The organism is Ruegeria sp. CDSA033 (assembly GCF_059612305.1).
The window spans coordinates 39,646-58,536 of record NZ_JBXWQI010000019.1; the positions used below are offsets into that span (position 1 = coordinate 39,646).

At 55.2% G+C, this 18,891-nt stretch carries 33 protein-coding genes; 3 read left to right on the forward strand and 30 right to left on the reverse strand.

What is annotated here, in order from left to right; translation table 11 throughout:
- Positions 1-10: 10 nt before the first annotated feature.
- On the reverse strand, positions 11-379 hold the full coding sequence (locus AC2FLA_RS18880; protein WP_496724327.1) for an antibiotic biosynthesis monooxygenase family protein: 369 nt from the start codon (positions 377-379) through the stop codon (positions 11-13).
- Between the two features lie 77 nt (positions 380-456).
- Between AC2FLA_RS18880 and AC2FLA_RS18885 the strand changes: the two genes are divergently transcribed.
- A complete protein-coding gene (locus AC2FLA_RS18885) occupies positions 457-888 on the forward strand; it encodes a MarR family winged helix-turn-helix transcriptional regulator (protein WP_496724329.1) in 432 nt (143 codons plus the stop codon).
- Between the two features lie 101 nt (positions 889-989).
- Here AC2FLA_RS18885 and rpmD read toward each other — a convergent pair whose 3' ends face one another.
- The 13 genes from rpmD to AC2FLA_RS18950 form a co-directional block, all read right to left on the reverse strand.
- Positions 990-1,178 (reverse strand): 50S ribosomal protein L30, encoded by a 189-nt coding sequence (gene rpmD / locus AC2FLA_RS18890; protein ID WP_008757946.1) that lies wholly within the window; start codon positions 1,176-1,178, stop codon positions 990-992.
- A 12-nt stretch (positions 1,179-1,190) separates the two neighbouring features.
- Positions 1,191-1,760 (reverse strand): 30S ribosomal protein S5, encoded by a 570-nt coding sequence (gene rpsE / locus AC2FLA_RS18895; RefSeq protein WP_058272455.1) that lies wholly within the window; start codon positions 1,758-1,760, stop codon positions 1,191-1,193.
- 115 nt (positions 1,761-1,875) lie between these two features.
- Entirely contained in the window at positions 1,876-2,235 is a 360-nt protein-coding gene (gene rplR, locus AC2FLA_RS18900; RefSeq protein ID WP_010437103.1) for a 50S ribosomal protein L18, read from the reverse strand.
- Positions 2,236-2,246: 11 nt separating this feature from the next.
- Positions 2,247-2,780, reverse strand: coding sequence for a 50S ribosomal protein L6 (gene rplF, locus AC2FLA_RS18905; RefSeq protein ID WP_058272374.1), 534 nt, complete (start codon positions 2,778-2,780; stop codon positions 2,247-2,249).
- Between the two features lie 12 nt (positions 2,781-2,792).
- Positions 2,793-3,185, reverse strand: coding sequence for a 30S ribosomal protein S8 (rpsH, locus tag AC2FLA_RS18910; protein WP_008757119.1), 393 nt, complete (start codon positions 3,183-3,185; stop codon positions 2,793-2,795).
- 13 nt (positions 3,186-3,198) lie between these two features.
- Positions 3,199-3,504 (reverse strand): 30S ribosomal protein S14, encoded by a 306-nt coding sequence (gene rpsN, locus AC2FLA_RS18915; protein ID WP_010437098.1) that lies wholly within the window; start codon positions 3,502-3,504, stop codon positions 3,199-3,201.
- 19 nt (positions 3,505-3,523) lie between these two features.
- Entirely contained in the window at positions 3,524-4,084 is a 561-nt protein-coding gene (rplE, locus tag AC2FLA_RS18920) for a 50S ribosomal protein L5 (RefSeq protein WP_058272373.1), read from the reverse strand.
- Positions 4,077-4,388, reverse strand: a complete 312-nt coding sequence (gene rplX, locus AC2FLA_RS18925; RefSeq protein WP_058272372.1) for a 50S ribosomal protein L24 — start codon at positions 4,386-4,388, stop codon at positions 4,077-4,079. The genes rplE and rplX overlap by 8 nt, the downstream gene beginning before the upstream one ends.
- A 2-nt stretch (positions 4,389-4,390) precedes the next feature.
- Complete coding sequence (rplN, locus tag AC2FLA_RS18930; protein ID WP_008757934.1) at positions 4,391-4,759, reverse strand: 50S ribosomal protein L14; 369 nt, start codon at positions 4,757-4,759, stop codon at positions 4,391-4,393.
- 76 nt (positions 4,760-4,835) lie between these two features.
- Entirely contained in the window at positions 4,836-5,066 is a 231-nt protein-coding gene (rpsQ, locus tag AC2FLA_RS18935; protein WP_058272371.1) for a 30S ribosomal protein S17, read from the reverse strand.
- A gap of 4 nt (positions 5,067-5,070) precedes the next feature.
- Positions 5,071-5,277 carry a 50S ribosomal protein L29 gene (gene rpmC, locus AC2FLA_RS18940; protein WP_037311745.1) on the reverse strand — a complete coding sequence of 69 codons (207 nt, stop codon included), beginning with the start codon at positions 5,275-5,277 and terminating at the stop codon, positions 5,071-5,073.
- 595 nt (positions 5,278-5,872) lie between these two features.
- The gene (locus AC2FLA_RS18945; protein WP_010437077.1) at positions 5,873-6,079 is read right to left on the reverse strand and encodes a cold-shock protein; all 207 of its coding nucleotides are present in this window, start codon (positions 6,077-6,079) and stop codon (positions 5,873-5,875) included.
- 257 nt (positions 6,080-6,336) lie between these two features.
- Positions 6,337-6,957 (reverse strand): 2OG-Fe(II) oxygenase family protein, encoded by a 621-nt coding sequence (locus AC2FLA_RS18950; RefSeq protein WP_496724331.1) that lies wholly within the window; start codon positions 6,955-6,957, stop codon positions 6,337-6,339.
- 164 nt (positions 6,958-7,121) lie between these two features.
- Between AC2FLA_RS18950 and AC2FLA_RS18955 the strand changes: the two genes are divergently transcribed.
- A complete protein-coding gene (locus AC2FLA_RS18955; RefSeq protein ID WP_496724346.1) occupies positions 7,122-7,646 on the forward strand; it encodes a peptidoglycan-binding domain-containing protein in 525 nt (174 codons plus the stop codon).
- Positions 7,647-7,844: 198 nt separating this feature from the next.
- Here AC2FLA_RS18955 and rplP read toward each other — a convergent pair whose 3' ends face one another.
- The 6 genes from rplP to AC2FLA_RS18985 form a co-directional block, all read right to left on the reverse strand.
- Positions 7,845-8,258, reverse strand: a complete 414-nt coding sequence (gene rplP / locus AC2FLA_RS18960; RefSeq protein ID WP_085823145.1) for a 50S ribosomal protein L16 — start codon at positions 8,256-8,258, stop codon at positions 7,845-7,847.
- A 12-nt stretch (positions 8,259-8,270) separates the two neighbouring features.
- Positions 8,271-8,981, reverse strand: coding sequence for a 30S ribosomal protein S3 (gene rpsC, locus AC2FLA_RS18965; RefSeq protein ID WP_113791490.1), 711 nt, complete (start codon positions 8,979-8,981; stop codon positions 8,271-8,273).
- Complete coding sequence (rplV, locus tag AC2FLA_RS18970) at positions 8,981-9,361, reverse strand: 50S ribosomal protein L22 (RefSeq protein ID WP_039538267.1); 381 nt, start codon at positions 9,359-9,361, stop codon at positions 8,981-8,983. The genes rpsC and rplV overlap by 1 nt, the downstream gene beginning before the upstream one ends.
- A gap of 3 nt (positions 9,362-9,364) precedes the next feature.
- Positions 9,365-9,643, reverse strand: coding sequence for a 30S ribosomal protein S19 (gene rpsS / locus AC2FLA_RS18975; protein WP_010437056.1), 279 nt, complete (start codon positions 9,641-9,643; stop codon positions 9,365-9,367).
- Positions 9,644-9,646: 3 nt separating this feature from the next.
- Complete coding sequence (gene rplB, locus AC2FLA_RS18980) at positions 9,647-10,489, reverse strand: 50S ribosomal protein L2 (RefSeq protein WP_008757664.1); 843 nt, start codon at positions 10,487-10,489, stop codon at positions 9,647-9,649.
- A gap of 266 nt (positions 10,490-10,755) precedes the next feature.
- Positions 10,756-11,328: a TetR/AcrR family transcriptional regulator gene (locus AC2FLA_RS18985; protein WP_496724333.1), complete on the reverse strand. Its 573-nt coding sequence runs from the start codon at positions 11,326-11,328 to the stop codon at positions 10,756-10,758.
- Between the two features lie 146 nt (positions 11,329-11,474).
- On the opposite strand from AC2FLA_RS18985, the gene AC2FLA_RS18990 reads away from it, so the two are divergent.
- Positions 11,475-12,614, forward strand: a complete 1,140-nt coding sequence (locus AC2FLA_RS18990) for an MBL fold metallo-hydrolase (RefSeq protein ID WP_496724335.1) — start codon at positions 11,475-11,477, stop codon at positions 12,612-12,614.
- A 190-nt stretch (positions 12,615-12,804) separates the two neighbouring features.
- On the opposite strand, the gene AC2FLA_RS18995 is transcribed toward AC2FLA_RS18990, so the two are convergent.
- The 10 genes from AC2FLA_RS18995 to AC2FLA_RS19040 all read right to left on the reverse strand — a co-directional run.
- On the reverse strand, positions 12,805-12,981 hold the full coding sequence (locus AC2FLA_RS18995) for a hypothetical protein (RefSeq protein ID WP_050605905.1): 177 nt from the start codon (positions 12,979-12,981) through the stop codon (positions 12,805-12,807).
- A gap of 245 nt (positions 12,982-13,226) precedes the next feature.
- Positions 13,227-14,261 (reverse strand): fatty acid desaturase, encoded by a 1,035-nt coding sequence (locus tag AC2FLA_RS19000; protein ID WP_113791492.1) that lies wholly within the window; start codon positions 14,259-14,261, stop codon positions 13,227-13,229.
- A gap of 272 nt (positions 14,262-14,533) precedes the next feature.
- A complete protein-coding gene (locus AC2FLA_RS19005; protein ID WP_496724338.1) occupies positions 14,534-15,544 on the reverse strand; it encodes an aldose epimerase family protein in 1,011 nt (336 codons plus the stop codon).
- A 133-nt stretch (positions 15,545-15,677) separates the two neighbouring features.
- The gene (locus AC2FLA_RS19010; protein WP_058272362.1) at positions 15,678-15,974 is read right to left on the reverse strand and encodes a 50S ribosomal protein L23; all 297 of its coding nucleotides are present in this window, start codon (positions 15,972-15,974) and stop codon (positions 15,678-15,680) included.
- Positions 15,971-16,588 (reverse strand): 50S ribosomal protein L4, encoded by a 618-nt coding sequence (rplD, locus tag AC2FLA_RS19015; protein ID WP_050605826.1) that lies wholly within the window; start codon positions 16,586-16,588, stop codon positions 15,971-15,973. Before rplD ends, AC2FLA_RS19010 begins: the two co-directional genes overlap by 4 nt.
- Positions 16,585-17,310 carry a 50S ribosomal protein L3 gene (gene rplC / locus AC2FLA_RS19020; protein ID WP_058272361.1) on the reverse strand — a complete coding sequence of 242 codons (726 nt, stop codon included), beginning with the start codon at positions 17,308-17,310 and terminating at the stop codon, positions 16,585-16,587. The genes rplD and rplC overlap by 4 nt, the downstream gene beginning before the upstream one ends.
- Before the next feature lie 18 nt (positions 17,311-17,328).
- Positions 17,329-17,643 (reverse strand): 30S ribosomal protein S10, encoded by a 315-nt coding sequence (rpsJ, locus tag AC2FLA_RS19025; RefSeq protein ID WP_008756422.1) that lies wholly within the window; start codon positions 17,641-17,643, stop codon positions 17,329-17,331.
- A 274-nt stretch (positions 17,644-17,917) separates the two neighbouring features.
- Positions 17,918-18,235 (reverse strand): hypothetical protein, encoded by a 318-nt coding sequence (locus tag AC2FLA_RS19030; protein WP_496724340.1) that lies wholly within the window; start codon positions 18,233-18,235, stop codon positions 17,918-17,920.
- A 22-nt stretch (positions 18,236-18,257) separates the two neighbouring features.
- A complete protein-coding gene (locus AC2FLA_RS19035) occupies positions 18,258-18,611 on the reverse strand; it encodes a hypothetical protein (protein ID WP_496724342.1) in 354 nt (117 codons plus the stop codon).
- A gap of 206 nt (positions 18,612-18,817) precedes the next feature.
- Positions 18,818-18,891 (reverse strand): EF-Tu C-terminal domain-related protein (locus AC2FLA_RS19040; RefSeq protein WP_296514147.1); only part of this gene is annotated, 74 nt, incomplete at its 5' end.

The following is an 18,891-nucleotide window of genomic DNA, read 5'->3' on the forward strand; positions in this document are numbered from 1 at the left end:
TCTTTTGGCATCAGGCGACGCAGTGGTTTTCGACTGCGAGCTTTCTTAGAAGATGTGGACGCGCCACGGCGCTTTCGGGATAGTCTGCAATTCGACGCTGGAACTCTGGGTGGGTGAAGGCGTCGCGAAAGCTTTTGACGTCCTGCCAGATCGCGTAGTTCACGAAGGTCGAACTGCCAGCGACCCCCTGATGAAGCTGGGTCGAGATATATCCCGGCTGGGATTTCATGAAGTCCGCATCATGTGCCCAGGCCTTCAACAGCGCCTCTTCGTCTTTCGCGTGCACTGTAAATACGTTGATCAGAACCACAGGGCCTTCCTCGGCCTGCATCTGATCAGCCAGTGTGACGACCTTATCCATCTCTTCGATATGAGCCATTTCGATTCCCTTCCGTTCATTTGTATAGCTTGCTATATATTATTGCATAGCTTGCTATTCAAGTGTAAATCTCAAGCATGGATTTCGAAAAAAAGAACTCGGCCGGATATCTGGTCAATCACATGGCGCGATTGTTCGCGAAAGAGCTGCAACACCACATTGCGCCTTTGGGCATCGTTGTTGGACAGTTCCCAGTCTTGCTGGAGCTTTGGCTCAAAGACGGCGTCACCCAAAAGGAACTGCTGGCCAGAATTGACGTCGAACAAGCGACCCTGGCCAACACGCTCAACCGTATGGAGCGCGACGGCTTGATCAAAAGAACGAAAAACCCCGCTGACGCCAGGGCGCAGTTGATCTGGTTAACCGAAAAGGCCGCCGCACTTAGAAACAGCGCCTATGAGTCGGCCCAGAACGTGAATTCCCAAGCCTTGCAGGTTCTGACTGAACCTGAGCGGGCGCAGTTCATGGACTATATGCGCCGTGTAATAAGCGGAATACGTTCAGGTTGAACTGACACCACATCAGGTGAGGCAACAGCCAACACTGCCTTTAAACAAAAAAACGCCCCCGAACTGATCGGAGGCGTTTCTAGCTCTTAGAAGCAAGGCGCTTAGCCGCGCTCTTCAATAATCTCAACCAGATGCGGGATCTTGTTGACCATGCCGCGGACCGAGGGCGTATCCTCAAGCTCGCGGGTTTTGTGCATCTTGTTCAGGCCCAGGCCGATCAGAGTTGCGCGCTGTTCAGCGGGGCGACGGATCGGGGAACCGATTTGCTTGACGACGATGGTTTTTGCCATGGGTCGCTCTCCTTATGCTTCTGCTTCAGCAGCAGCTGGTGCTTCGTCCCGCTTGGGCAGGATGTCAGCAACCTTTTTGCCACGACGCTGGGCAACCGAACGCGGGCTCTGCTCTTTCTGCAGGCCGTTGATGGTGGCGCGGATCATGTTGTACGGGTTCTGCGAGCCCAGCGACTTGGACACAACGTCCTTTACGCCCAGCATTTCGAACACGGCACGCATCGGACCACCGGCGATGATACCGGTACCTTCAGGTGCGCTGCGCATAACCACTTTACCGGCGCCATGACGGCCTTCGATGTCGTGGTGCAGGGTACGACCTTCGCGCAGTTGCACGCGAATCATCTGACGCTTGGCTTGCTCGGTCGCTTTGCGGATGGCTTCAGGTACTTCTTTCGCTTTACCTTTGCCAAAGCCGACGCGGCCTTTCTGATCGCCTACGACCACCAGAGCGGCGAAGCCAAAGCGCTTACCACCTTTTACGGTTTTCGATACGCGGTTGATCGCAACCAGACGATCTGCGAATTCCGGAGTTTCGTCGCGGTCACGTCCACGGCCCCGGCGGTTATCACGTTCTGCCATTTTGGCATCCCTTTTCTTTGGTGACGCTTGCGGCGTCGTTTGTTCAATCCAAGTGGGCCCCGGCATTGCCAAGGCCCCCGGATCATCGGGGCGGATCGAAACCCGCCCGCAAGTCTTAGATCTTCAGACCACCTTCACGCGCAGCGTCGGCGACAGCCTTCACTTTGCCGTGGAACAGGAAGCCGCCACGATCGAAATAGGCCTCTTCGACGCCTGCCTTCTTGGCACGCTCGGCGATGGCCGCGCCCACTTTGGTGGCCGCTTCGACGTTGTTCTTGCCAACAACACCCAGATCTTTTTCCAGGGTCGAGGCCGAGGCCAGGGTCACGCCACGTACGTCGTCGATCAGCTGAACAGAGATGTTCTTGTTCGAACGGTGTACGGACAAACGCGGACGACCCGCGTTGACCTTGCGAAGTTTGTTCCGAACGCGCAGGCGGCGCTTCAGAAACAGGGTTCTTTTGCTGTTTGCCATTGTTTGCGTCCTTACTTCTTCTTGCCTTCTTTGCGGAAGATGAACTCGCCCTTATAGCGGATGCCTTTGCCCTTATAGGGCTCGGGACGGCGCCATTCACGGATTTTCGCCGCGACTTCGCCCACCTGCTGCTGGTCGTTACCTTCCACAATGATCACGGTCTGCTTCGGCGCGGTGATGGTGACACCTTCCGGAGCAACGAAATCAACGTCATGGCTGTAGCCCAGGTTCAGTTTCAGGGTGTTGCCCTGCATCTGAGCCCGGTAACCAACACCCTGGATCTCCAGCTCTTTCTTGAAGCCTTCGGTCACACCGGTCACCAAGTTTGCGACCATTGTGCGGCTCATGCCCCACTGCTGGCGCGCGCGCTTGGACATACCGCGGGGGTTGATCTGAACCACGTTATCTTCGACCGACAGCGTAACGTCGTCAGTCGCAGTGAAGCTGCGGGCGCCTTTCGGGCCTTTGACTTCGATGGTCTGGCCGGAAACCGAGGCAGTTACGCCGCTGGGCAATTCGACCGGACGTTTACCAATACGAGACATTGACAGACCTCCTTAGAAGACGGTGCAGAGCACTTCGCCACCAACATTGTTGGAGCGTGCGTTCTGGTCCGACATCACACCTTTCGGAGTGCTGACAATCGACACACCCAGACCCTGACGGACCTGCGGGATGTCATTGACGCCCATGTATACGCGACGACCGGGCTTAGAGACCCGCTTCAGTTCGCGAATGACAGGGGTGCCTTCGTAGTATTTCAGGCTGATTTCGATGGCCGGATGACCGTTTTCACCGGTCGTCGCTTCGTAGCCACGGATGTAACCTTCGTCCGCCAGCACGTCCAGAACCCAACCACGCAGCTTGGAAGCCGGGGTGGAAACGGTGGACTTGCCACGCATTTGCGCGTTGCGGATACGGGTGAGCATATCGCCGATAGGATCGTTCATATCATTCTCTCCCTTACCAGCTCGATTTCACCATGCCGGGGATCTGACCAGCAGAACCCAGCTCGCGCAGCGCGATACGGCTGACCTTCAGCTTACGGTAGTAAGCGTGGGGACGACCGGTCAGCTGACAGCGGTTGTGCAGACGAGTAGCCGAGCTGTTGCGCGGCAGTTTCGCCAATTTCAGACGCGCTTTGAAGCGCTCTTCCATCGGCTTGCTCTCGTCATTCGCGATTTCTTTAAGCTCGGCACGCTTTGCGGCATATTTGGCCACCAGGCGTTCGCGCTTCTTCTCGCGTTCGATCATTGCTTTTTTAGCCATGTCTCAATCCTCCCGGCGCTTACGCGTTGAACGGCATGTTGAAAGCTTTCAACAGTGCCTTTGCTTCAGCGTCGGTTTTCGCTGTGGTGGCAATTACGATGTCCATGCCCCAAACTTCGTCAACTTTGTCGAAGTCGATTTCCGGGAACACGATGTGCTCTTTCATGCCCATGGCAAAGTTGCCCTGACCATCGAAAGACGGCTTCACGCCGCGGAAGTCACGAATACGTGGCATCGCGATGGTGATCAGGCGATCCAGGAATTCATACATCCGGTCACCGCGCAGGGTCACTTTCGCACCCAGCGGCATGTCTTCACGGACGCGGAAGCCAGCGATCGACTTCTTCGCCTTGGTCGAAACAGCCTGTTGACCAGCAATCGCAGTCAGATCCTCGACAGCAGCTTTCGCTTTCTTCGAGTCTTTGACCGCTTCGGCACCACAACCGATGTTCAGAACGATTTTGTCCAGCTTGGGCAGCTGCATGTCGTTCTTGTAGCCGAACTCTTCTTTCAGAGCGGCACGGATGGTTTCAGCGTACTGAGCTTTCAGACGCGGGGTGTAGGTTGCGTTATCAAGCATCGATCACGTCCCCCGTGGTCTTGGCGAAGCGCACTTTCTTGTCACCTTCCATGCGGAAGCCAACGCGAGTTGCTTTGCCGTTCTTGTCCAGCAGAGCCAGGTTCGACAACTCGATCGGGTTTGCCTGAGGCAGACGACCACCCTGAGAGTTCTGAGTCTGGCGAGTGGCGCGGATGGCGATGTTTATGCCGTCAACAACAGCTTTTCCGGCAGATGGGTTAACCGAGGTGATAGTTCCCTCTTTGCCCTTGTCCTTGCCGGCCAGCACGACGACCTTGTCGCCTTTGCGGAGTTTAGCAGCCATGATTACAGCACCTCCGGAGCGAGCGAGATGATTTTCATGAAGTTTTTGCCACGCAGTTCACGAACAACCGGGCCAAAGATACGTGTACCTACGGGCTCGTTGTTGTTGTTCAGGATGACGGCGGCGTTGCGATCGAAACGGATCGCGGTGCCGTCTTCGCGACGGACTTCTTTGGCGGTGCGTACGACGACGGCCTTACGGACGTCACCTTTCTTTACGCGGCCGCGCGGGATGGCTTCCTTCACCGAGACGACAATGATGTCGCCGACGGAGGCGTATTTACGCTTGGAACCACCCAGGACCTTGATGCACTGAACTCGGCGTGCGCCGGAGTTGTCAGCGACATCCAGATTGGTCTGCATCTGGATCATGCGGTTTCTCCCGACCTGTGGGGGCTGGTCTGGTTAGATCCCCCAGGGTTTCGACAAATGGAAAAATCCTGAAAGCTTACGCTTCCAGAACTTCCCAACGTTTCGTCTTCGATTTCGGCGCGCATTCGATGATGCGAACAGAGTCACCGACCTTGAAGGCGTTCTTTTCATCGTGAGCCCGGTATTTCTTGGACTTACGGATGGTTTTCTTCAGAACCGGATGCGTAAAGCGGCGCTCGACGGACACGGTTACGGTTTGTGCGTTGGCATCGCTGGTTACGGTGCCGGACAGGATACGCTTGGGCATAGGATTACTCCTCCGATGCCGCAGCAGCGGCCTTTTCGTTCAGGATGGTTTTGACGCGGGCAGCATTGCGGCGGGCCGCTTTGATGCCGGCGGTGCTTTCCAGCTGACCGGTTGCCTGTTGAAAGCGCAGGTTAAAGCTTTCTTTCTTCAGGTTGGCCAGTTCCTCGCGGAGCTGGTCCGGGGTCTTGTCACGCAGTTCTTGGGCGTTCATCGCCTTTTTCCTTTGCTCAAAACACCAGAAGGCCCCTTACAGGGTCACCTTTGACCTGGTGGATGAATGATAGACATACGAATCCCCCGACTCGGCCGGGGGAACGCAAGATGCCGCTCTATAGGGGGTTCAGCAGTGGGTGGCAAGGGAAAGTTTGGCGCGTAGCAATGCAAGCAAACTAGCCAAGTAAAAACTATATCTGTTTGCAGGCTTCTATCGCCTGCAACAGTATGTAAAAGGTTACGGCTATCGTGACCACAGAAACAACTTTCTCGGTCGACGTGACCTTCTGCAAGCCCCGCAATCCCACAATTGCCATAACAACCTCCCGAAAGTTCCAGCCATTTCGTCGAAGTACCAGAAGAAAAACTACCAGCATCCCTCCCCAAAAAACTGGGGCTGAGACGTCCATAGCATGCTTAACGCAAGGGTTTATTCCATTTTTGGCCAAGGCAATCACCGATCTTTTCCCGTAAAGCCGACTTCTTCAACACCGCGCGGGTCAGCAAATTGCACATCAACGCCGCTGTGCCAAACGCAAAACGCGGCCTCGTTTGCACGAGACCGCGTCTTCAACTGTCTAAGTCTGAGTGACTTACGCCAGAGCGATGTTCACAGCCGACTCGCGACCGTCACGGCCGGGCTCGATGTCGAATGTTACTTTCTGGTCGTCGGCCAGACCGGTCAGACCCGAGCGCTCGACAGCAGAGATGTGTACAAACACGTCTTTGCCACCGGTCTCCGGTGCGATGAAGCCAAAACCTTTAGTTGTGTTGAACCATTTTACGGTGCCATTGGCCATATCCGTAGTCTCCTATTAAATTGCTGTCCGCGGAATTGCGACAGCGCGGCGTTGTAGGTCTGGATCGAGAGACTGAACGCCGAAGATTCGGGAGACAGTGGTCGAAAAAGAAAAACGTAAGCGTGCCTCACATGGTTCATGACGACACATATTGCAAGGTTTTTCGACAACTCGAAGTGAAAAGTGATTGGCAGGGGCGCCACCCATTCGTCTTGCAATCGCTACACTGGTACAATTGCCGTGTCGTGACCCGCGGCTTACTCCCACTTGTAGTTGAAGCTGACACTGATCCGCTCATCCTCGGCCATATTCATCGGCACCTCATGGCGCAGCCAGCTTTCCCACAGCAGGACATCTCCCACCTGCGGCTTCATATAGATGAACGGCTGCAAATCCCGCCGCCCGCCCTTTAGCCGCGTCGGTGCCGCCATCATGCGGGCCGAGCGGGGGTCCTCCAGTTTCAGCGCGCTCGCCCCTTCGGGCATCGCCACATAGGTCGTGCCGGAAATCACGCTGTGCGGGTGCAGATGGCTGGAGTGCATTCCACCTTCGGGCAGAATGTTGATCCACAGGTCTTCGAGTTTTAATTCGCCCTCGCCCAGATCGAACTCCAGATCCTTGGCAAAGGCTGCCACATGCTGATCCAACGCTTTGACCAGATCGGCAAAGATCGGGAACCGCCAGGGCAGATCGGTCAGCGAGGCATAGCTGGTGTAGCCGGGATAGCCGTTTTCTTCGCACCATTCCTGCCCAGCCTCATCATCCTCGGCGATGACAAGACAAGAATTTACCATTTCCTCGGGATCGATCTTGGGATCGAATTCGGAAAGGGCTGCGCGATAAAGACGGGTAACGAAGAGTGATTCAATCTGTGCCATGGTCGTTCTCTTACCCCAACTAATTTTGGGATGCGAGGACCGGTTATCAACCGGGAAACTTTCCCCTTCGAACCAGCATGGTCAGCCTGCTAGACGTTTTCTTCAGGGGCTTGGCCCTTAGACTTTGAGCGAGAGAGGAATAGCATGTCCATATTGAAAAAGGCCTGACCGGCGCCCCGGTCAAACGACTTCAGGAAAAGCTTGGTGTCGATGCTGACGGGATTTTTGGAGCCGGCACAGAAAAAGCCGTTCGGGATTTCCAGCAATCCGCCGGTTTGTCTGTTGACGGAATTTCCGGCCCCGACACATTTACAGCACTTGGTCTGCATGAACTGGTCCTGCTGCGTCAGGGATCTCGCGGAGATGCGGTCAAAAAACTGCAAGAGGGTCTGGGCATTGGCGCGGATGGCATCTTTGGTGCCGGAACTGCCGCTGCCGTGAAAGAGTTTCAATCCGCCAACAGTCTGGATGCGGATGGTATGGCTGGCCCGGAAACTCTGGCCAAAATCGGCAGCTTTACCGAGATCACCGCCGAAACGGTTCAGAAAGCTGCCGTACAACCAGATGAGGCGCATTTCGAAAGCGAGCCCCTGCCCGAACTCAAGGGCAGCGAAGTCGTAGCCGGAAACGCAGTGGAAGTGCCCGAGGAAAAATCCGTATGGGGCAAAGTCAAAGGCTGGTTCTCTTAAGTACTAACGAAAAAGCCCCCGCGACACGACCAGTGGGGGCTTTCTCTCGCGGTACGGGGTTTTCTCATTTGTTTGCCGCAAGACACAAATGACACTGTGATCTGTTAACCTGTTTCGACCCCAGAAAAATGCAAAAAACCCCCGCCAGTTTCCTGACGGGGGCTTCAATATCTGAGAGTGGGGATTTATCCCAATCTCTTACCAGTCTTCGCGAACCACGACGCGGGTCTTGATCGGCAGCTTCATCGCGGCCAGGCGCAGGGCCTCGCGGGCGATGTCGTCATTGACGCCGTCGATCTCGAACATCACGCGGCCAGGCTTGACTTTGCATGCCCAGCGGTCGACCGAACCTTTACCTTTACCCATACGAACTTCGATCGGCTTTGCCGTGACCGGAGTGTCGGGGAAGATGCGGATCCAGACACGGCCCTGACGCTTCATGTGACGCGTCATGGCACGACGTGCAGCTTCGATCTGGCGTGCAGTTACACGCTCAGGCTCAAGAGCTTTCAGACCATAGGTGCCAAAGTTCAGATCAGAGCCGCCTTTGGCTTCACCCTTGATCCGGCCTTTGTGCATCTTGCGGAATTTAGTACGCTTTGGTTGAAGCATATCTTTCCCTCCTTAGCGACGACCGCCACCAGCACCACGAGGTGCAGGGCCGTCCTGGAGTTCCTGTGCTTTACGGTCACGTGCCTGCGGATCGTGCTCCATGATCTCACCTTTGAAGATCCAGACCTTGATCCCAATGATCCCGTAGGGGGTCATCGCTTCGGCTTGTGCGTAATCGATGTCGGCGCGCAGCGTGTGCAGAGGCACACGACCTTCGCGGTACCACTCGGTCCGTGCGATTTCAGCGCCGCCCAGACGGCCAGCGACGTTCACCCGGATACCCAGAGAGCCCATACGCATGGCGTTCTGAACAGACCGTTTCATCGCGCGACGGAACGAAACCCGGCGCTCCAGCTGCTGAGCGATGGACTCGGCAACCAGCTGCGCGTCAAGCTCGGGCTTGCGCACTTCGACGATGTTCAGGTGCAGTTCGCTGTCGGTCATGTTAGCAAGCTTTTTGCGCAGAACTTCAATGTCTGCACCTTTCTTGCCGATGATGACACCAGGACGCGCGGTGTGGATCGTAACGCGGCACTTCTTGTGCGGACGTTCGATGATCACACGGGCAATACCGGCCTGCTTGCACTCTTTGTTGATGAACTCACGGATCTTCAGATCTTCCAGCAGAAGATCACCGTAGTCCTTGGTATCAGCGTACCAGCGGCTGTCCCAGGTGCGGTTCACCTGCAGGCGCATGCCGATCGGATTTACTTTATGACCCATTAGGCTTGCTCCTCAACTTGACGCACCTTGATGGTGATCTCCGAGAACGGCTTCATAATCTTGCCGAACCGACCACGGGCACGCGGGCGACCGCGCTTCATGACCAGGTTCTTGCCAACCCATGCTTCGGCGACGATCAGCTCGTCAACGTCCAGGTTGTGGTTGTTCTCGGCGTTGGCGATTGCGGACTGCAGGCACTTCTTGACGTCCTGCGCGACACGCTTGTTCGAGAAAGTCAGGTCGGTCAGAGCCTTCTCGACTTTCTTGCCGCGGATCATTTGCGCAACCAGGTTCAGTTTCTGCGGGCTAGTGCGAAGCATGCGTGTTTTCGCCATTGCTTCGTTTTCAGCCACGCGGCGGGGGTTCTTTTCCTTGCCCATGACTTACTTCCGCTTCGCTTTTTTGTCAGCGGCGTGACCGTAATAGGTACGAGTTGGCGAATACTCACCGAACTTCTGACCGATCATGTCTTCCGAGACGTTGACGGGGATATGCTTATGGCCGTTGTACACACCAAAGGTCAAACCCACGAACTGGGGCAGAATGGTGGAACGACGCGACCAAATCTTGATGACTTCGTTGCGGCCCGACTCGCGCGCTGCTTCGGCTTTTTTAAGCACATAAGCATCGACGAAAGGACCCTTCCAAACAGAGCGAGACATAGATTAACGTCCCTTCTTCTTGGCGTGCCGCGAGCGGATGATCAGCTTCTGGGACGCTTTGTTTTTGTTGCGGGTACGCTTACCTTTGGTGTCCTTACCCCAAGGCGTAACCGGTGTACGGCCACCCGAGGTACGACCTTCACCACCACCGTGCGGGTGATCGATCGGGTTCATTGCAACACCACGAACCGACGGACGAACGCCCTTGTGGCGCATACGACCGGCTTTACCGAGGTTCTGGTTCGAGTTGTCGGGGTTGGACACGGCACCAACGGTGGCCATGCATTCCTGACGGACCATGCGCAGCTCGCCCGAGCTCAGACGGATCTGAGCGTAGCCGCCATCGCGACCAACGAACTGAGCGTAAGTACCGGCCGCACGTGCGATCTGACCGCCTTTACCAGGCTTCATCTCGATGTTGTGGACGATGGTACCGATGGGCATGCCCGAGAACGGCATTGCGTTGCCCGGCTTGATGTCGGCCTTGGCAGATGCCACGACTTTGTCACCAACAGCCAGACGCTGCGGAGCCAGGATATATGCCTGCTCGCCGTCTTCGTATTTTACCAGTGCGATGAATGCGGTCCGGTTCGGGTCATATTCGATCCGTTCAACGGTTGCCGCGACATCAAATTTATTCCGTTTGAAGTCAACGATCCGGTAGAGACGCTTTGCGCCACCGCCGCGGCGGCGTGAAGTGATCCGTCCGGTGTTGTTCCGGCCGCCCGATTTGGTCAAACCCTCAGTGAGAGACTTGACCGGACGTCCTTTCCAAAGCTCCGAACGGTCGATCAGCACCAGCCCGCGCTGGCCCGGCGTCGTCGGCTTGTACGACTTGAGTGCCATGCTTTCTGTCTTCCGTTTAGCAAGTGCGGGGATTTCCCCGCTATGTGATAGGCCCCCGTAGGTGCCAAAGGTATAGGGCCCCGAAGGTCCCCGGTTTCAAATATCATAGGCCCCGGAACGAATCCGAGGCCGCAAGATTGGGTGCATTTAGCAGTGTTGGGGATGGGTGTCTACAGAAATCAAAAACATTATGTATGTGTCTCACTCCCCCTTTATTCCCTGATCGAAAGAGCGCCTTTAGAACCTCTTGTTGGTTCGTATACCAATTAGCGTTTTTTAGTGAGAAATTCATGCCTCAGGAGTGTTTCGCTTGCTGAATCGTACGAGCTTTGGGGCGTGTACACAGACCGGCGCGCGCTTACAAATACAAGAAACAACCTGACCCGCATTTCTAGATCGGCACCCTCAAATCCAATAGCCTCAAAAACCCCCTTCACAAACTCATATCGCCTGCGATCGACTTCTTTCAGGGCTTCGGCCACAACGGGGTCCTGAGCCGCCCAGGATCGGAAAGCGATATCAAATTGATCAAGTCCTTCTGACTCTACATATTGCGTTAACGATAACAGGCGCTCTGAAGGTGAAGCCTCGGACGAATTGACATCGTTGATGACCGACTCCGTAAACTCTTTGGACCAGTAGTCGATCAGCGCCCGAACAAACTCATCACGATTTTTGAAGTGGTGATAAAAACTGCCCTTCGTCACGCCAAGGTTTTTGACGAGAGAGTCGATTCGCAGCCGCGCACCTCCCTCAGTTGCAAGGACATTAAGGGCTGTTTCTAACCATCTTTCGCGGTCATATCGAGGAAGAGGCGGTGATTTTTGAGTGTCGCGCATGCCTTGTTTTTAAGCCAAAATTGCGTTCCGTCAAGACATACATACCAAATAGTACTTTACAGACTATTAGGTATGGAGCATACCATAAGGTACCCAATATACATATTCGAATGGATAGGGTTTTCAGACCTCAAGGGGGATGTACGATGCCTAAGAAACTTTTATCAGCAACGCTCGCGACAGCTTGCGTCATTGCAGCAACTGCAACTGCGCAAACCTGGGAAGAAAATCTTGCGGCCGGTGCCGCAACAACAGAGCAGAACCATCTCAACGTGCCGTTCACGCAAATGAAGAATATGAAGACGGCCTTCAGTTCGCCCGGAAACTGGCCAATATTTGAGAACCGAGGGCCGCTAGATCGTTCGCCTACCGACAAGCCGTCCAAAGTTCTGGTCATGGGAAGCGGCGACCCGAATCCCAACCCCTATCGTTATGGCCCGGCTCTGGCGGTAATCGTAAACGACTATCCCTATTTCATTGACGCTGGAGAAGGCTGGTGGCGCGCGCTGGGTAAATCGGTTCAGTCTCAGGACGCAATGGATCTGGCAACGATCATGAACGTCCCGAACATAAAATACATGTTCCTGACCCACCTGCACGAAGATCATACCGTTGGATTGCCGTCTTTCATTTTGAATCCGTTCAAATTCGGGTCGAACCTGGCCGTCGTCGACAAGAAAGTTTACGGCCCCGCCGGTGTCGACGAGATGATGGCCAGCATCAACGACGCATGGCGCATTGACCGCAACGAAATGGCACAAGGGTCGACAGTGCAGAAATTCGACGGCGCAACCGCAGTTGGGGTGCCGGTCTGGCCACATGTTGACGTCAACGGACGTAAGATTTTTGAAGATGACAATGTTCTGGTCGAAGCCTTCCCGACAGCGCACGGGTTTTTAGAGAATACCCACGCCTACAGGTTTACGACCAAACCCGACGGCCGTGTTCTCGCCTTTGGCGGCGACGGGCACTACTCGGAAGGCCTGGTGAATGCAGCCAAAGATGCTGACTTGCTATTTATCGAGGGCATTACCCGCAAGAATATCAAGTACGCACCTTGGGGCGGTGACTCCGAGGAAGAAAAAGTGAAGGTCATCGGCGCCTACCACATGTTCCCCAGCGACATGAAGAAGTTACAAGATGACAGCGGCGTCAAAGGAATCGTCATGGTTCATGTTCAGAACTACAACAGCCCTGAAGACTTTGACCGGCTCAGCGTTCTGCAAGAGATGATAGACGAAGGCGTGGTCAACATCCTGCAGGCTTCGGACGGCGACCTCTACTAAACACGATCAGCGTGCCAAAAACAGCTTGGTACCAATCCTCACAAAGTAAGGCCCCTGCTAGCGCTGGGGCCTTTGTCGCTCCCAAAACGGATTCGACCTGAGACCGCTAGACACGTTGATGTGTGCTCCCCTCTTCCAGGGGCACATATGTATTTGAAGTCTTTCCGCCCACACAACCGGCCTCGCAAGATCACTTCTTGTCGCGCGCGGCCTTCTCTTCCTTGGTCAGCTTGGCGTTCCAGACATTCTTGCTCAAACCCAGCTCTGCAGGCGCGGGTTTGGTCTTGCCGACGCTGACTTTGCCTCCTTTATCCAGGAACTCCTGAATAAGGGCCTCATCCGTTGTTTCTTTGGGGACATGTTTCATACGTGTATGCCTATCTGCTCTGTGCTCTCGAAGCAACGGCAGCTTCGCAGGGCCAATCTGACAGAGCAGGTTCAGAACAGACATTCAAATAACAAAAGACCCCCGCTTGCGTGGGGGCTTTCGTCTTTTCCCAAGGGCAGTTCCGATCAGAGGCCGGTGGGCACGTCGATGGTGCTACCCTCGTCACGGGTCACATGCGATTTCTTGACGTCTTTCTGGTTGTGCTCCACCCAGCGGAGCACCCCTCACCCATACAGCGCGCGCGCCTCGGCGAAGGACAACAAACGGCGGTTATTTTCGTCCCACAGGTGCAACCGCGCGTTCGCGAGGCTCTCACGGATGGTCATCTTGTTGCTATTGGCCAGCTCATCATGATCGCGCAGCACTTCGGTCAGGCGATAGAACGGAATGCGGCTATACAGGTGGTGCACGTGGTGGATGCCGATATTGGCGCTGAACCACTGCAGCACGGATGGCAGGATGTAATGCGAGCTGCCGTGCAAGGCAGCCTCATGCAGTTGCCAGTCCTTATCAGCGTCCCAATGCGTATCCTCGAACTGGTGCTGTACGTAAAACAGCCACACGCCCGCGGTCGCGGCAATCAGGGTTGAGGGCAGAAAGATCAGCAGCACCGGCATCAGGCCGCCAAAATAGTAAACGGCCACGAGCGCAGCCAGAATGGCAAGATTGGTGCCCATCGCGCTGATCCAGAACCTGACGCTGCCCGTCAAGCCCAGCGGGACGCGGTTCTGGAACAGAAACAGATAGCCGGGGCCAAGAACAAACAGTGTAATTGGGTTGCGATAGACCCGATACCAGAACCGGTTCATGGGCGTCTTTGACCGGTACTCGGCGACTGTCAAAGTGTGGATATCGCCCATTCCCCGTTTGTCCAAATTGCCCGAGCTGTTGTGATGATTGGAATGCGTGCGGCGCCAGACGTCATAAGGCGTCAGGGTCAATACACCGATGACGCGCCCAACCCAGTCGCTGACCGACCGGTTCTTGAAGAACGCTCCGTGCCCGCAATCATGCTGGATCGCAAAGAGGCGCAGCAGGAAGGCCGCGTTGAGAACGGCAATCGCAAAAGCCAACCAATAGCTGACCGAAAGCGACATCCAGGACAGCGCCCATAGCACGAAAAAGGGGATAATGCTGACACCCAGCTCAAAGGAGCTGCGCCACTGGTTCGGCTCGCGGTATTTGGCAAGTGTCGTAACCCAATCCCGCGCGGCGGTCACATCCGGTTTGTCCGGGGTCGAGAGATAGGGTTTTGTCATACGCCTGCCATGTCACTTACGTTTGTAGAAACCGCATAGACTACCGATCCGGCATAGCAAGCGAATTCTGGCTGAGGCGATCGTGTCGCGCTCATTTTCTCTGGTTTTGTTGCTCAAGAAAACCTCCGCCTTCGCGGGGGCCTTCAGGCTTATCCATAGATGGATCCGATCACAGATAGGTGCTCGCGTCGATGGTGTAACCCTCTGCCTAGATCAAAAGTGCTTTTTTGTCCTTTTTCCGGCGACCCAACTGGCCATGGAACCGCCTGACCTTAAACCTCGCTCTGAAGCACATATCGTGAAAAATGGCGATAGGTTTGATCCCTGCGCAGTACCGCACTGGGAAACCCTTGCTGATTGATTGAATCGGGCCAGACCTGTGGTTCTAACGCAACGCCGGAATAGGGTCCGTAGGGCTGGCCACCCAAGCCAACGCGTGGACCTTCATCCAAAGACGCACCGGAATAGACCTGGAAACCCGGCTCGGTCGTCTCGAGCTGCATCGAAAGACCTGAGGACGATCCGGTCAGCGTCGCCACAGGACGACAAGGCAGACGCTGATCGGACAGGCATAAATTGTGATCGTATGCCCAGCCCCCCAAAGGTCGCGATGACCGCAGATCAAAGGGCGTGCCCTCAACGCTAAGCGCTTCGCCTGTGGGAATGAGATCCCCGTCAACAGGGGTATAGCGTTCAGCGCGCACCATTAGTTCATGCTTGCGGATGTCTGCGCCACCGTCGAGGTTGAAATAGATATGCGGGGTTAGATTGCAGAGGCTTGCCGACGTTGTTCGCGCTTCCATTTCGATGCTCAATGTGGCCTCTGCCTCGACTCGGAAGGTCACCGTCAGTTCCAAGTCGCCGCCAAAGCCCATATGGCCATCAGGCAGGGTCAGCTGCAAAGTGACCGCGTCCGACGTGACGCTGGAAATTCCCCAGATCAGGCGATCCATACCTTGCGTTCCGCCGTGCAACGTATGAGTGCCCAAATAATTGCGATCCAGTTGATGGCTTGTACCATCCAGACTGTATGACGCGCGCGCAATCCGATTGGCACAACGGCCCACCAAAGCCCCTAAATAAGCGGTGCTGTCTTCATAACCTGCGATGTCTGGCCACCCCAATATCAGAGGATGCCCAAAACCCTGCAAACGCAGATCCTGCAGCGTTGCTCCATAGGTCAGGATACGCGCCGAAAGCGCCCCCTGCCCGATATCGATGCTTTTGACGATCTGGCCATCCCGGGTTTTCCCGAAATCGCGAACCTGCTGTTCAGCCTGCATATCGCCCGTCTTACTGCCTAGAGGTCACTGTGCACAGGTCCGGGCCAAGTTCAACGTGGCCAGAAGAGCTGCGCCAACAAAAAAGGCCCCTGCATCAGCAGGGGCCCTTTGTTTTTCCCAAAGACGGGTCCGATCAGAGACCGGTGCTTACGTCGATGGTGTTACCCTCTTCCAGGGTCACATATGCTTTTTTGACGTCTTTCCGCTTGCCCAACTGGCCGCGGAACCGCTTGACTTTGCCTTTGGTGATGGTGGTGTTGACCGCCTTCACCTTGACACCAAACAGCGATTCAACCGCTTCTTTGATCTGCGGTTTGTTGCTGTCGATCGCCACTTCAAAGACAATCGCGCCGTTCTCGGACGCCATGGTCGACTTTTCAGTGATGATCGGCTTGCGGATCACGTCGTAGTGTTCTGCCTTCGCGCTCATTTCAGACGAGCCTCCAGTGCTTCGACAGCCGCTTTGGTGAGCACCAGAGTGTCACGCTTGAGGATGTCATAAACGTTTGCACCCATCGACGGCAGGATATCCAGACCTTCGATGTTGCGCGACGCCTTCAGGAAACCTTCGTTCACGGTCGCCCCGTCGATGACCAGAGCGCGCTTCCAGCCCAGGTTTGCAACCTGTTTGGCCAGTGCAGCGGTCTTGCCTTCGGCTTCGGCGTTTTCGATCACAACCAGTTCACCAGCTGCCATTTTGGCAGACAGCGCGTGGCGCAGACCGAGTTTACGGAACTTCTTCGGCAGGTCGTGACCATGCGAACGCACGACCGGACCCTTGTAAACGCCACCACCCCGGAAGATCGGTGCCGAGCGAGCGCCGTGGCGTGCGCCACCGGTGCCTTTTTGGCGATAGATCTTCTTGGTCGAGTAGGACACTTCCGAACGGGTCTTGACCTTGTGGGTGCCAGCCTGCGCGTTGTTGCGCTGCCAACGGACCACACGGTGCAGGATGTCCGCGCGCGGCTCAAGGCCGAACAGATCGGCGTCCAGCTCGATGTTGCCGGCTTTGCCGCCGTCCAGTTTGATTACATCAAGTTTCATGCTTCACCACCTTCCGCGGGAGCTTCTTCCGCAGGTGCTTCAGTTGCAGCACCTTTTACGGCTGCCGGGAAAGGCAGGCCTTCCGGTGCTTTCTTCTTGACGGCGTCCTTGACGGTAACCCAGCCCGATTTTGGTCCGGGAACGGCGCCTTTGATGAAGACCAGACCACGGTCGGCGTCGGTTTTGACGACTTCCAGGTTCTGGGTGGTTACACGGGCAGCACCCATGTGACCGGCCATCTTCTTGCCTTTGAAAACCTTGCCCGGATCCTGACACTGGCCAGTTGAACCGTGCGAACGGTGGCTGATCGAAACACCGTGCGAGGCGCGAAGACCACCGAAGTTGTGGCGCTTCATTGCACCGGCAAAGCCTTTACCGATCGAGGTGCCCGATACGTCAACTTTCTGACCTTCCAGGAAGTGTTCTGCCGAAATCTCGGCGCCCACTTCGATCAGGCCATCTTCGGAGACGCGGAACTCGGCCAGCTTACGCTTGGGCTCGACCTTTGCAGCGGCATAGTGACCGCGCATGGCCTTCGAGGTGCGTTTTGCTTTGGCAGCACCTGCGCCCAGCTGAACGGCGGTGTAGCCGTCTTTGTCAGCGGTACGCTGTGCAACGACCTGCAGGCCGTCCAGGTGAAGAACGGTTACAGGGATCTGCTTGCCGTCTTCCATGAACAGGCGGGTCATGCCTACTTTTTTTGCGATAATACCAGAGCGCATAATCTATACCCTCCGATCTTACGACTGCAGCTTGATCTCGACGTCCACACCAGCGGCGAGGTCGAGCTTCATCAGCGCGTCAACGGTCTGGGGGGTCGGATCAACGATGTCGAGCAGACGCTTGTGCGTGCGGATCTCGAACTGGTCGCGGGATTTCTTGTCAACGTGAGGGCCACGGAGAACCGTGAACTTCTCGATCTTGTTCGGCAGCGGGATCGGGCCGCGCACGTTCGCGCCGGTCCGCTTGGCAGTGTTGACGATCTCTTGCGTGCTGGCATCCAGAACGCGATAGTCAAATGCCTTCAGCCGAATACGGATGTTTTGGCTTTGCATAATAACAGCCTTTTATCAGGCGTTGAGGTTGAGAGGAGGACAAGCGCGCATCGCCAACCCTCTTCGAACCCAAAAGGCGGGAATCACCCCGCCTCGATGTTCTTGTAGAGAACTCGCGCGATCTACAGGGGTGTGAGGGGTTTAGCAAGGGGGAAATGAAATGCTCTCCGACCACCAATACGGCAATGGAAACTAAAGCTGCTTTGGGACTGTGAACGAAATCTCACTCGATCCAAAAGACCCACCTGCAATTTGGAATTCTGCTCTATGCATTTCACGCGTGACTATCGGAAAGCTTGTCTTGGAGCACAGCTACTTCAAACAAAGCGCTTTGGCAGGCAAAACCGTAAACAAATCGCGCTACAAACAACAAATCTGAGACTTCATGGTACTCGCTGGATGCGAATCTCGAAAATAGTCGGTTGTACGCTGCTTTCGTTTTTTGGCCCGACATGTGAGAAAAAGCCGAAAAATACAAGTTGTGAGCAGCAGCATTTCTCAGTTCTTTTATTGCCTTCAAATCCAGCTCGAGCTCTGTTGGCAGCAATCCCAGTTCGCCCGCAATTTTGATTTTCTCGCCAAGTGTATTCATCTTTTTTTTGTGCTTCCTGGTACTATGGTCGTTTTTTTTGCGAACCGAAGTAAGCTTCAACATAGCCCTCAAGAATTTGCTCAAGAAACGCGCTCCAAACCAGAACGATCCCGCGCGTCGTCCCAGACCGATTTTCAGCGTTTGCCTCGCCTATCATTTCAATGAGTTGTTGGAAGTACCAATTCGGTAGGTCTGGCACAAAGCCCACTGCAGTCAGTTGTTGCAACGGGACACCATCGAAGTCGGCAATAGTGCCAAATTCTTCATTTTTGCAACGTTGGAAAAGCTCTCGTCCATGCACTTCAAAATCCAAGGGATTAGCAGTGAAAGGCACCTCGCTCTTGAGATGGTTAAACTTAACGATGCAATCAATCATCGACTTTTTCTCATCGGCCCATTTCGGGTTCCGAACACTCTCGACAATGTGCGATCTAGTAAGCACCTGTTTGGACCTTTTGAGATTAACAAGACAAAAGCTCTTTACTGTTTGTTAGGACTATATTCGAGGCAAAAAAAAGCCGCCCCATTGGGACGGCCTTCTTTAGTTTCACCGATGTGCCGGGCTGAAGCCCGGCCTACCGATTACTCGACGATTTTCGACACGACGCCGGCGCCGACGGTGCGGCCGCCTTCGCGGATGGCGAAACGCAGGCCGT